At 72.6% G+C, this 12,605-nt stretch carries 10 protein-coding genes; 5 read left to right on the forward strand and 5 right to left on the reverse strand.

The features are described from left to right. Positions 1 to 4: 4 nt before the first annotated feature. Complete coding sequence (locus ACZ4WH_RS21890; RefSeq protein ID WP_468182854.1) at positions 5 to 1,462, reverse strand: APC family permease; 1,458 nt, start codon at positions 1,460 to 1,462, stop codon at positions 5 to 7. A gap of 116 nt (positions 1,463 to 1,578) precedes the next feature. On the opposite strand from ACZ4WH_RS21890, the gene ACZ4WH_RS21895 reads away from it, so the two are divergent. Together ACZ4WH_RS21895 and ACZ4WH_RS21900 are read left to right on the forward strand one after the other, a co-directional pair. Beyond that, complete coding sequence (locus ACZ4WH_RS21895) at positions 1,579 to 2,763, forward strand: ROK family protein (RefSeq protein ID WP_468182856.1); 1,185 nt, start codon at positions 1,579 to 1,581, stop codon at positions 2,761 to 2,763. 106 nt (positions 2,764 to 2,869) lie between these two features. Then, positions 2,870 to 5,584, forward strand: coding sequence for a glycoside hydrolase family 2 protein (locus ACZ4WH_RS21900; RefSeq protein WP_468182858.1), 2,715 nt, complete (start codon positions 2,870 to 2,872; stop codon positions 5,582 to 5,584). Between the two features lie 46 nt (positions 5,585 to 5,630). Here the strand turns inward: ACZ4WH_RS21900 and ACZ4WH_RS21905 are convergent, their stop codons facing one another. Continuing rightward, positions 5,631 to 7,073: a hydrolase gene (locus tag ACZ4WH_RS21905; RefSeq protein WP_468182860.1), complete on the reverse strand. Its 1,443-nt coding sequence runs from the start codon at positions 7,071 to 7,073 to the stop codon at positions 5,631 to 5,633. Positions 7,074 to 7,301: 228 nt separating this feature from the next. Here ACZ4WH_RS21905 and ACZ4WH_RS21910 point away from each other — a divergent pair, with 228 nt between their 5' ends. Continuing rightward, positions 7,302 to 7,565 (forward strand): GlsB/YeaQ/YmgE family stress response membrane protein, encoded by a 264-nt coding sequence (locus ACZ4WH_RS21910; RefSeq protein ID WP_468182862.1) that lies wholly within the window; start codon positions 7,302 to 7,304, stop codon positions 7,563 to 7,565. A gap of 1 nt (position 7,566) precedes the next feature. On the opposite strand, the gene ACZ4WH_RS21915 is transcribed toward ACZ4WH_RS21910, so the two are convergent. Together ACZ4WH_RS21915 and ACZ4WH_RS21920 are read right to left on the reverse strand one after the other, a co-directional pair. After that, positions 7,567 to 8,343, reverse strand: coding sequence for a GNAT family N-acetyltransferase (locus ACZ4WH_RS21915; protein WP_468182864.1), 777 nt, complete (start codon positions 8,341 to 8,343; stop codon positions 7,567 to 7,569). Between the two features lie 74 nt (positions 8,344 to 8,417). Further along, positions 8,418 to 8,789 (reverse strand): MerR family transcriptional regulator, encoded by a 372-nt coding sequence (locus ACZ4WH_RS21920; protein ID WP_468182866.1) that lies wholly within the window; start codon positions 8,787 to 8,789, stop codon positions 8,418 to 8,420. A 60-nt stretch (positions 8,790 to 8,849) separates the two neighbouring features. On the opposite strand from ACZ4WH_RS21920, the gene ACZ4WH_RS21925 reads away from it, so the two are divergent. Then, a complete protein-coding gene (locus tag ACZ4WH_RS21925; protein WP_468182868.1) occupies positions 8,850 to 10,136 on the forward strand; it encodes an MFS transporter in 1,287 nt (428 codons plus the stop codon). After that, complete coding sequence (locus tag ACZ4WH_RS21930) at positions 10,120 to 10,611, forward strand: nucleoside deaminase (RefSeq protein ID WP_468182870.1); 492 nt, start codon at positions 10,120 to 10,122, stop codon at positions 10,609 to 10,611. The genes ACZ4WH_RS21925 and ACZ4WH_RS21930 overlap by 17 nt, the downstream gene beginning before the upstream one ends. Positions 10,612 to 10,613: 2 nt before the next feature. On the opposite strand, the gene ACZ4WH_RS21935 is transcribed toward ACZ4WH_RS21930, so the two are convergent. Further along, entirely contained in the window at positions 10,614 to 11,468 is an 855-nt protein-coding gene (locus ACZ4WH_RS21935; protein WP_468182872.1) for a GNAT family N-acetyltransferase, read from the reverse strand. Positions 11,469 to 12,605: the final 1,137 nt, after the last annotated feature.

Consider the following 12,605-nt stretch of genomic DNA (forward strand, 5'->3'; position numbering starts at 1 on the left):
TAGCTCACGCCAAGGGCGTTGCGGTGACCGCCCCCGCGGGCTCCGCGCCGGTCTCCTCGCTGATCTCCTTCGGGCCGAACGGCCACACCTTCTCCAGCCGCGCCCAGATCAGGAAGGCCACGCCACCGAGGGCCAGCCAGGCGAGGGACCACTCGATGGGATGGCGGCCCGGGGAGTTCTTGTCGGCGTAGCCGTAGATCACGCACCAGCCGACGAAGGCGAGGACGCTGGGCAGGGGGTACAGCCACATCCGGTACGGACGGGGCAGGTCCGGCCGGCGTCGGCGCAGGACCGTCAGCGCGACGATCTGGGCCAGTGCCTGGACGATGACCATCACCGTGGTGAGCAGTTGGATCAGGGTCGCGAGATCGGTGTGGCGGCCGATCAGGAAGCCGATGCCGGTGATCACGCCCATGGTGGCGAGGCCGAGCATGGGGAAGCGGTGCCTCGGGTGCAGCTTCGCGTACGGGCGGAAGAAGACCCGGTCGCGAGCGGCGTCGTAGGGCACCCGGGAGCCGCCGAGCAGGCCGGCGAAGACGGAGGCGAACGCGGTGATCAGGATGAGCACGGTCACCGTGTCGGCCGCGCCCTTGCCCCAGGTCTCCTCCAGCACGGCGGAGGCGACCGAGGAGGAGGCGATGTCGTCCGGGTCGGTCATCCGGTGCCAGTCGACGACACCGAGGGTGCCGATCTGGAGCAGCAGGTAGATCGCCATGATGCCGAGGATCGAGAAGAGGATGGAGCGCGGGAGCGTACGGCCGGGCTCCTTGATCTCGGCACCCATGTAGGCGGTGGTGTTGTAGCCGAGGTAGTCGTAGATGCCGATGGTCAGGCCCGCGGCGAAGCCGAGCCAGAAGTGGTTGCTCGTCACATTGAAAGCCCCCGCCGGGTAGGTGAAGGCCATGTGTGGGCTGAAGTGGGTGGCGGCGGCGACGATCACCAGCAGCACCGAGGCGATCATCACCATCCACATCACGGCGGTGATCCGGGCGATGTGCTCGATGCCCCGCCAGAGCAGGATCACCACCAGGGCGATGACGCCGAGCCCGATCAGGTCGCCGGCGGTCTGTCCGAGGCCGGGGGCGAGATAGCCCAGGTACTGGACGAAGCCGACCACGCCCGTGGACATGATCAGCGGGATGAAGAGCATCGCCGTCCACACGAACAGGAACGGCATCAGGCGGCCGGTGCGGTACTGGAAGGCCTGGCGCAGATAGACGTAACTGCCGCCGGAGCCGGGCAGCGAGGCGCCCAGCTCGGCCCAGACCAGGCCGTCGCACAGCGCCAGGACCGCCCCGGCGACGAACCCGATGACCGCCTGGGGGCCGCCGAACGCGGCGACCATCAGCGGGATCGTCACGAACGGCCCGATGCCGCACATCTGGCTCATGTTGATCGCCGTGGCCTGGAACAGGCCGACACGGCGGACGAAACCACCCGGGGGTGGCGGGCTACCGGACATGGGGGACTCCTGACGCGACGGGCGCGCGACGCCCGGCGGAGGCTGACTGGCGGATAAAGTTAAGGAGCCTTACTAGGGGCGTCAAGTGTGCGACAGGAATGCACGAGAATGGTGCGATGCCCGCCAGCGACGTCGTAGAGCAGCCGGAACAGCCCTGGAGCCGCCGGCGTCTGCGCAGTACCAACGAGCGGCTGCTGCTGCACCGGCTGCGCACGCTCGGCGCCGCCTCGCGCGCCCAACTGGCACGGGAAACGGGCCTGTCGAAGCCGACGGTCTCCAGCGCGCTGGCCTCGCTGGCGGCGGCCGGCCTGGTGCACGAGGTCGGCACGCAGGCCCCGGAGCGCGGGCGCACCGCCGTGCTCTACGCCCCCGATCCGGCCGCCGGGTACGCGCTCGGCGTGGACATCGGCCGGGGCTGGCTGCGCGTGGCGGTGGTCGACCTGGACGGCACGGTCGTCGCCCGAGCCGACATACGCAACCGGGCCCGCGCCTCCGCCGCCCTGACCGACCTGGTCGTGACCACCGCCCGCCAGGTGATCGCCAACTCGGGCGTGGACCCGGCGGAGGTGGTGCACGGGGTGGTGGGCACGCCGGGGGTGTACGACGAGAAGCAGCGGCGGGTGCGCTACGCGATGCATCTGCCGGGCTGGGGGCGGGCCGGGCTCATGGACCGCATACGCACGGAGCTGGGTGTGCCGCTGGAGGTGCACAACGACGCCAATCTGGCGGCGCTCGGCGAGTACACGTACGGGGTCGGCGCGGGCAGCCGGCTCTTCGCGTACATCCTGATCGGCACCGGTCTCGGCATGGGGGTGGTCAGCGAGGGGCGGCTGTTCACGGGGGCGCGCGGGCTGGCCGGGGAGATCGGCTTCCTGCCGTGGCACGGCCGGCAGAAGCCGGAGCGGCTGGAGGACGCGGTGTCGGGGGTGGCGGTCGTGGAGTCGGCCCGGCAGTTCGGGATGCGCGGGCAGCTCACGGCGAAGGCCGTGTTCGACGCGGCCCGGCAGGGGCATCCGGGCGCCGTGCGGGCGGTGGAGCTGGAGGGCGAGCGGATAGCGCACACGGTGGCGGCGGCCGCCGCCGTGCTCGACCCGGACCTCGTGGTGCTCGGCGGCGGTGTGGGTCACAGCGTCGACCTGTTGCTGGGGCCCGTGCGGGAGCGGCTGCGTGCGCTGACCCCGCTGCGGCCCCGTATCGCGCCGAGCGGGCTCGGCGAGGACGCGGTCCTGCTGGGCGCGGTGGCCACGGCGCTGGACACGGCCCGCGACCTGGTGTTCGAACGCCGTACGGCCGGAACCTGACCCGTTCAACGGCCACCACGGCGAGGGTCGTTGACACGGCCCATGGCGCCCCCTAGCGTGGCCCAGGTTAGTAAAGTTTCCTAACTTTACGAGGCTGGAGACCGCCGTGTTCCCTCGCCCCGCCCGCCGGCTCCCCATGACCGCCGCGCTCCTCGCTCTGGTCGGCTCCCTCACCACCGGCGCCTGGGCCGGCCACCGGGACACGGCGGAAACGCACCGGCCCGCCCGGATCACCCACGTGCCGTCCGCCGCCGGCACCAGCACCCCGCTGTCCGGCTACGCCCTCCAGTCCACGGCGAAGGTGGGCGACTCCGCGGCGGCCGTGTCCTCCCCCGGCTATCCGGCGAAGGGCTGGTATCCGGCGGGCCCCCGCTCCACGGTGCTGGCCGCGCTGCTGGCGAACGGCGTGTACACCGACCCGTTCCACTCCACCGACCAGCAGAAGATCCCCCGGGCCGACTTCGAGGTGCCCTGGTGGTACCGCGCCGACTTCACCGTCGGGGACACCCGGCGGCGCACCTCTCTCGACTTCAGCGGGGTCGTCTCGGCGGCGGACGTCTATGTGAACGGCCACCAGGTGGCCGGGGCCGCAGATGTGACCGGCGCCTACACCCGCCACGAGCTGGACATCACCTCGCTGGTCAGGTCCGGCACGAACACCGTCGCCTTCCGGGTCCGGCCGAATGACCCGCTCAAGGATCTGACCATGGGCTGGATCGACTGGATCCAGCCGCCGCCCGACCAGAACATGGGGCTGGTCCGGGACGTCCTGGTCCGCAGGGGCGGCCCGGTCGCGCTGCGCGACGCGCACGTGGTCACCCGGCTGGCGGTGCCGTCGCTCGCCACGGCCGACCTGACCGTCAAGGCCCAGGCCCGCAACGAGACGGACGCGCCGGTCACGGCGGAGGTCACCGGCAGCGTCGACGGGACGGAGTTCCGTACGACGGTGAAGCTCGCCGCGCACGAGACGAAGACCGTCACCTTCTCCCCCGCCGACACCCCCGGCCTGCACCTCACCGACCCGAAGGTGTGGTGGCCGGCCGGCATGGGCGGACAGCCGCTGTACGACCTCGACCTCACCGCCACCGTGGCCGGCACGACGTCGGACACCGCGCACGAGACCTTCGGCATCCGGGACGTGCGGGCCCCGCTGAACTCCGACGGCGCCCGGCAGTACCGGATCAACGGCCGCAAGCTGCTGATCAAGGGCGGCGGCTGGTCCCCGGACGAGTTCCTGCGCTGGGACCCCACCTATGTCGAGGACCGTCTGAAGTACGCCCTCGACCTGGGCCTGAACACCCTCCGTCTGGAAGGCCACCTGGAACCGGACGAGTTCTTCGACCTGGCCGACCGCTACGGCGTGCTCACCCTGCCGGGCTGGGAGTGCTGCGACAAATGGGAGGGCGAGTTCAACGGCGACGAGAAGGGCAACCGGTGGACCGACGCCGACTATCCGGTCGCCAAGGCGTCCATGGCCGCCGAGGCCGCCCGGCTGCGTGACCACCCGAGCGTCATCTCCTTCCTGATCGGCAGCGACTTCGCCCCCGACGCCACGATCGAGAAGAGCTACCTGGACGCCCTGAAGTCCGCCGACTGGCCCACCCCGGTCGTCTCCTCCGCCTCCGACCGCTCCTCCCCACGCCTGGGCAGCTCGGGCATGAAGATGACCGGCCCCTACGACTGGGTGCCGCCCGGCTACTGGTACGCCAAGCGGGAGGGCGGGGCCACCGGCTTCAACTCCGAGACCAGCGCGGGCCCGAGCATCCCCACCCTCGGCACCCTGCGCCGGATGATGACGCCCGCCGAACTCGACACCCTGTGGAAGGACCCGGACGCCAGGCAGTACCACCGCTCGCCGTCCCCCGTCTTCGGCACGCTGAAGATCTACGACGACGCCCTCGCCGGCCGTTACGGCGCCCCGACGGGTCTCACCGACTACGTCCGCAAGGCACAGCTGGCCCAGTACGAGAACGTCCGCGCCCAGTTCGAGGCGTACGGACGCAACGCGGCCGATCAGGACCGGCCCGCCACCGGGGTGATCCACTGGATGTTCAACAGCGGCTGGACCTCCCTGCACTGGCAGCTGACGGACCGCTACCTCGACCAGAACGGCTCCTACTTCGGCGCGAAGAAGGCGAACGAGCCGCTGCACATCCAGTACTCCTACGACGACCGCTCGGTCGTGGTGGTGAACAACCGGCCCGCTGCCGCGAAGGGCCTCACCGCCCGGGCCACGCTGTACAACCCCGACGGCACGCAGAAGTACGACAAGACCGTCACCGGTGTGGCGGTGAACGGGGAAGGGGCTCACGGCACACCGCTGACCCTGCCGTCCTCGGTGAGCGGTCTGTCGCGGACGTACCTGCTCCGGCTGACGCTGACGGACGCGGACGGCACGGAGGTGAGCCGGAACGTGTACTGGCTCTCCACCCGGCCCGACACCCTCGACTGGAACGGCACCACCTGGTACCACACGCCGACGACGAGCTACGCCGACATGAAGGGGCTCACCTCGATGGCGCAGGCGCCGGTGGCGGCGACCGCGGCCACACGTTCGTCGGACGGCATGTCGACCACGACCGTGACCCTGCGCCACAGCGGGAGCGGGAAGACCCCGGCGCTGCTGACGGACGTGCACCTCGTGGACGAGCGGGGCAAGCCCGTGCTGCCGGTGCGCTGGTCGGACAACGAGGTGAGCCTGTGGCCGGGCGAGTCGGTGACGCTGACCGCCACCTACCGGACGGCCGATCTGCACGGCTCGGCACCGGGGGTGCGGGTCTCCGGGTGGAACACGCCGGAGCGGACGGTGCCGGCGGCCTGACGCCCCAGGGGGTGGGCCCTTTGGAAGGCCCACCCCCTGTCCCGGCTCAGCTGACGTTGAGCGCGGTGTCGTCGAGGACGAACGACGTCTGGAGGGTGGAACCCTCGGTGCCGGTGAACTTGATCGTCACGGTCTGGCCCGCGTAGCTCGCCAGGTTGAAGCCGCGTTGGGTGTAGCCGCTCGCCGCGTTCAGGTTCGAGTAGGTCGCGAGGGTCGACAGCACCGTTCCGCTGCTGTTGAGCACCTGCGCCTTCAGGGTGTCGTAGGCCGTCGAGGTGGTCGTCTCGGCGGTGTCGACGTGGAGGTAGAAGCTCAGGGTGGCGCTCGTGCACCCGGCGGGGATGGTCACCGACTGCGCGAGGGTGTCGGTGTGGGCCGAGCCGTAGCCGTTCAGCCAGGCCTTGTAGGAGCCGGAGCGGGCGGCCTCGCCGGTGTCGTTGGTGATCACACCGCTGGAGGCGGTCCAGGCGGTGGCGCCGGACTCGAAGCCGGGGTTGGCCAGCAGCTGGGCGGCCGTGCAGGTGCCGCCACCGCCCCCGCTGCTGCCGCTCGCGCCGGACAGCCACTCGGTGGCGTTGAGCGCGAGGGGCGCGTTGGTGGCGGTGGAGTCGTTCCAGCCGTCGTACAGGGTGTTGCCGGACTGGCCGGTGCCATCGTCGATCGGGGAGCTGTCGCCCCAGAACGCCACCCGGCCGCTGCCGAAGGTGCTGGTGGCGAAGAAGGCTCCGGTGTTGCCGGAGTAACCGGTGCGGTAGAGCAGGCCCTTGACGGCGGCGTTGTCGGCGGGCTTGAGGGTGGCCGTCGTACCGCTGGCGATCAGGCTCTTGCTGACGGTGCCGAACGAGCCGTGCAGCACCGGGTCGGTGCTGTCGCTGATCGCGGACGGGTGGTCGGAGCTGATGCTCAGCGAGTCGACGGAGAAGCCGAACGGGTCGGTGGAGTCGACGCTGTTGTTCGTCATCAGGTCGTTGAAGACCTCGACCGCGTCGTAGCCGTCGTTGTTGCGGTCGGCGCCCGTGTGGTCGGAGATCATGAACAGCCCGCCGCCGTTCTTCACGAAGTTCATGATCGCCGTCTTCTCGGCGCTGGTGAACAGCGTGTTGGGTTCCGGCAGGACCAGCGTGTCGAAGTTCGACAGGTCGGTCGCGGACGTGCCGCCGTAGCTGAGACCGGCCCCCGACGGCAGTGTCTTCAGGCTGTAGTTGCCGGTCTTCTGGAGCGCCACGCCCCAGGAGGACAGGGCACCGGTCCAGTCGGTCTCGGCGGACGGCGTGGAGTCCTGGCCGAGCGGGTCGGGCTGGCTGGTGGAGATGATCCAGTCGGCGTTGCCGGCCGTCTCGGCGTGGGCGTTGTCGAACAGGACGCGGTGCGTGGTCGCCGCGTGGGCGGGGGTGCCGGCGCCGACCTGGAGGGCGGCTCCCGTGACGAACAGGCCCAGGCCGGCCAGGGCGGTCGTGAATCTGCGGCGGGATCTGCCGGATCCGAGCATCCGTCGAACCTCCATGAGGGGTGGGGAAGAGCGCGGTGCGGGCGCCAAGTCTGCGCGCGTAGAACCCGCTTGAGGTTTCTACACGCGTCGATTGGTTGAAAGGTACATGGCATGACGGGGCGGTGAACAGAGGCTCCCGGGGGCAACCGGAGCGGAGTGGCTCCGCTTACAGCGGGCACATGCCACATCAGCGGGGATCGCGAACAAGACCGCCAAGGAAGGTCGGCCATGGAGATCTCAGGGGTCATCAGCGCCATCGTCATCGGACTCGTCATCGGTGTGCTGGGCCGGCTCGTCGTCCCCGGACGGCAGCACATCGGGGTCCTGTGGACCATCGTCGTCGGCATCGTGGCCGCGCTGCTGGGCTCGGCGATCGCCGCCGGGCTGGGGGTCGCCGACACGAACGGGCCCGACTGGATCGAGTGGCTCATCCAGATAGCCCTGGCGGCCGTCGGGGTGGCCGCGCTGGACCGGGGCCGGGCCCGGCGCTGAGTCAGTTCTCGTAGAGGTAGGGCGTCGTGGTGCTCAGCGCGTGAAAGCCGAGACGGGCCAGGATCGGGCTGCTCATGGACGAGGCGTCGACATGGACGTAGCGATAGCCCTGGGCGGCGGCGACGCGGACGCGGTGGGCGATCAGGGCGCGGTAGATGCCCCGGCCCCGCCAGGCCTCGACCGTGCCGCCGCCCCACAGCCCGGCGAACCGGGTGCCGGGCACCAGCTCCATGCGGGCGGCGGCGACGGGTTCGTCGCCGGCGACGGCGGCCACGGCGACGACCGTGCCGGGGTCGGCGGCCAGGCGGGCCAGCAACTGGTGCCGCAGCCGGGTGCCGTCCGTCCCGAAGACCCTCTCGTGCACGTCCACGACGAGGTCGACGCCGGCCGGATCGATGGCCTCCAGGAGGCGGACGCCGGCCGGCGGCGCGGTGTCCAGCGCGAGCCCGGCCACCTCGGCGACCATCAGCGTCTCCGCGGGCTCGGCCCGGAACCCGGCGGCGAGCAGCCGGTCGCCGAGATCGGCCGGCTCGTCATGGGCGTAGAGCTTCCACTCGAAGTCCCGGCCTAGGCGGGTGAAGTAGGCGATCTGGTCGCGGACGGCCCGGTCCGCGTCCGCCGCGTCCAGACCGGACCACAGCACGCCGTTCCAGCCGTGCGCGTCCGCGACCTGACGCACCACCCCGCCGGCCCGCTCGATCCGGGCCCCGGGCCCGTCGGGCCGGGCACCCTCGCGCAGGTCCCGGTCGTACACAGCGAGCACTGAGGCATGATCCATGGCCTCACTTCAGCACGACGACCCCGGCGGACACAAAGGATTTGACGGGCGGAAGCGAAGGATGTGACAGGGCGTCAGCGGCCGTCCGGCCGTACCGCCTCCAGGTAGGCGGTGAGCCGGTCGCGGTTGCGGGCCAGGCAGTCGATGCGGGCCTGGATGCGGTCGATGTGCCCCCGGAGCAGGGCGGCCGTCTCGGCCGGCACGTCCTCGGGAGCCGGCACGAGATGGTCCGGGCCGCAGAGGTACGGCAGGATCGCGCGGATCATCTCGGTGGTCAGACCCGAGTCCAGCAGGCCGCGGATCTGCCCCACCCGCGCGACCGCGGACTCCGGGTAGCTGCGGTAGCCGTTGCCGGTGCGTTCCGGGTGGAGCAGGTGCTGTTCCTCGTAGTACCGCAGCAGCCGGGTGGGGACCCCCGTACGGCGGGACAGCTCACCGATCCGCATGCCGGCCTCCCGGATCCGCGCTTGACCTTCACACTGATGTGAGGCTTCGACCATGGTCGCATGACCCTGTCCTCCCAGGTCAAGGGCGGTCACCTGCCATGGTCGGGGCTGCTCGCCCTGTCCTGCGCCGCGTTCACCGCCGTACTGACCGAACTCCTCCCGGCGGGCCTGCTGCCCGCGATGGCACCCCCGCTGGGGGTGGCCGAGTCCCGGATCGGATTCCTCGTCACCGCGTACGCCGCCGCCTCCTTCGTGGCCGCGGTCCCGGTCACCGGAGCGCTGCGCGGACTGCCCCGGCGGCCGGTGCTGTGCGGCGCGCTGCTGGGGTTCGCCGTGAGCAACGCGCTGGTCGCGCTGTCGTCGTCGTACCCGCTGACCGTCGCGGCCCGGCTGCTCGCCGGGGCGATGGGTGGCACGCTCTGGGCGATGCTCGCCGGGTACGCGGCCCGGATGGTGCCGGCCGAGCGGCGCGGCCGGGCCATCGCGGTGGTGCTGGCCGGGATCACCCTGGCCCTGGCGCTGGGCGTGCCCGCCGGTGCCGCGCTGGCCGCCGCGGTGGGCTGGCGGGCCGCGTTCGGGGCCCTCGCCGCGCTCGCCGTGCTGCTGGTGTGCTGGGTACGGCTGCGGGTGCCCGGCTTCCCGGGCGAGCCGCCGCACGCGCGCGTGCCCTTGGTCCGGGTCGCCGTACGCCGCGGCATCCGCCCGGTGCTGTCCGTGACGCTGTTCCTGCTGCTGGGGCATCAGGTGATGTACACGTACGTCGCCCCGTTCGCCGCGCGGGCCGGGTACGGCCGTACGGGCGTGCTGCTCGCGGTGTTCGGGTCCGCCACGGTGGCCGGGATCTGGCTCACCGGTGTGCTGGTCGACCGGAATCTCCGCCCCACTCTGCTCACGGCGCTCGCCCTGGTCGCGGCCGTGCTGCTGACGCTGGGCCTGGGTGGTCACGTGCACGGGCTGCTGGTCGGCGCGGTGGCGCTGTGGGGTGTGGCCTTCGGCGGGGCGCCCACGCTGATCCAGACCGCGCTGGTCGACGCGTCGGGGCCGGGCGACGCGGATGTGGCGACCTCGTTGCAGACCACGGTGTACAACGCCGGCATCGCCGCCGGTTCGCTCACCGGCGGTCTGGCGCTGGACGCGGCGGGCGCCGGGGCGCTGCCCTGGACCGCGCTGCCGCCGGTCCTGGTGGCGCTCGCGACGGTCGCGGCCGGGCGCCGGTACGCCTTCCCGGCCCGGCGGTCCTCCGTCGCCCCCGAGGCACATGCGCCGGCCGGGTCTGCCGCGGTGGCCGTAGCCTGTCCCGCCGGAGATCATGCCGTGAGGAGGTGGGCCGATGGTACGGGACAGTGAGCTGCGGTATCTGCGCCGCTGTGTGGAGCTGGCGACGGAGGCGCTGGACGCCGGTGACGAGCCCTTCGGGTCGGTGCTCGTGTCCGGGGACGGGACCGTGCTGGCGGAGGACCGCAACCGGGTCGCGGACGGGGACCGCACCCGGCATCCCGAGTTCGAGCTGGCCCGCTGGTCGGCCGCGCACCTGACACCCGAGGAGCGGGCGGCGGCGACCGTCTACACCTCGGGCGAGCACTGCCCGATGTGCGCGGCGGCGCACGCCTGGGTGGGGCTCGGCCGGATCGTGTACATCGTCTCCTCCGTCCAACTCTCGGGCTTGCTCGCCGAGTTGGGCGTGCCCGCACCGCCGGTGCGCACGCTGCCCGTGCGGGACATCGCGCCTGACGTGGCCGTGGAGGGGCCGGTGCCGGAACTGGTGGACGAGGTACGGGAACTGCACCGCCGCTTCCACACCGGGCGCGCCCGTCCCGTCTGAAGTCAGCCGAGTTCGAGCGTGGTGACGCCGAACACCCGCTCCCGGGCGTACGCGCGCACCGGGCCCGTGTACATGCGGGCGGTCTCGAACGAGGGGCGCAGGCCCGCCTCTTCGGCCAGGGCGACGCCGGCCGCGTTCGGCTCGGGCACGTCGATCGCCACCTCGCGGCCGGCCACGTCGGCGGTGAGGGCGGCGAACAGGGCCCGGGCGTCGTCGGCGGTGTCCGCGAAGAGAGGGCCGATGCGCAGGGTGTCGTGGCCGGGGCGGAGCACGCCGTAGCCGGCCACCGTGCCGCCGTCCTCGCGGACGACGGCACGGTGGCCGGGTGTGCTGAGCCACTCGGCGAGGAAGCGGGGGCGGTCGGCGGGGTGGCAGGCGCTGTCGTAGGTGGTGAGCGCGGCCAGGTCGGCGGGCCCGGCCGGGCGGACCCCGGCGGGCGTGCCGCTCTCGGGGGCGGTGCCGGTGAAGCGGATGGTGCGGTGGGCGAAACGGAAGCCGGACTGGCGGTAGTTGTCCTGCTGGGCGACGACTCCGTCCAGGCCGACGGTCCGGTTCCCGGCGTGGGCCAGCGCGGTCTTCCACGTGGTGAGCCCGTGTCCCTGGCCGCGCAGGTCCGGGCGGACCAGATAGCAACCGAGGAAGGCGTAGTCGGGGCCGTGGTTGACGACGGAGATGGCCGACACCGGCTCCCCGTCGATCCGCCCGAGGAAGAACCCCTCGGAATCCTGCGCGAAGAACGCGGGCCCGTCGGACAGCCCCGGATTCCACCCCTCCGCCGCCGCCCACCCGCTGATCACCGGCCAGTCGCCAAGGGTGGCCTGCGTGACGACGAGGTCGTGGGGGGCCGCAGAGGTCATCGATGCGCTCCGTCTCGGTCGGGCTGGGGCTGTCGCACGGCACGGCCGTCCACCGGGCCGCCCGCAGCATCCTTCCGGATCAACCGGGGCTGCGCCATGGGCAGATCGGCCGATGCGGCTGGATGCCGACCGCGGGGCAAGGGAGTTGGGGGGCGCTTGGATACGGGATGTCGGCCACCTTGTGGGAGGAGGCCTGGGGGCGCGGGGATCGACCGGGTCGGGCTCGCGATGGCGTCGGGCCGTTCTGCGGGGAGGTGCGGCACCAGGGGGCGTTCTGCGGGAGGTACGGCACCGGGGGCCGTTCTGCGGGAGGGGCGGCACCGGACGAAGAGCGCACGTCATGGCCGGGTCCCGGTCACCATGCAGTCGGCCCTGCCCGGTGACGCATCGCCCCGGACGGCAGACGCGCCATCACCGGGTCACGGTCGCCGTGTCACCGGCCCTTCCCGGTGACGCATCGAGCCGGACGGCAGGCGCGCCATGACCGGGTCGCGGTCGCCGTGTCACCGGCCCTTCCCGGTGACGCGCGGCACCGGGCGATGGGCGCTCTCACGGCTGGGGCGCGAGCCCTGTGCCACCGGCCGTCCCCGTGCCGCGTGGCACCGAGCGGTAGGCGCACATCACAGACCGGGGCGCAGTCGCCGTACCGTCGACCCTCCCCCGTGCCACGCGCCACCGCGCGGCAGGCGCGCGCGGCCGGTCCGCCGCGTGCGGGGGCCGGTCGGTGATCATGCGCGGCTCTTCGCGCTCGTCGCCCTCGTCGACGGGCGGGGTCGATCGGCTCGCCCGGGCCGGGGTCCATCGGCTCGCCCGGGCCGGGGTTGCCTGCGCCGGGCCGGGAACCGGTGGAGTGCGGTCCGCCTTGCCGCCCGCCTTCGCACACAGCGCCTGGCGGCGTTTGTGCCAGCCCGGCCCGGCGGGCACCGCCCACCGGGCTGGCATCCGGTGAGGCCGCGCGCGCCGGACCGGAAACCGACAGGTGCGGCCCCTCCTTGCTGCGCGGCCCCCCATGCGGCGCCTACCGCGGCTTCCGCCGGGCCCCCGATCGCCCCGGGGGGGGGGGGGGGGGGGGGGGGAGAGGGGGGGGGGGGGGGGGGGGGGGGGGGGGGGGGGGGGGGGGGGGGGGGGGGGGGGGGA

The organism is Streptomyces sp. NPDC029138 (genome assembly GCF_055564375.1).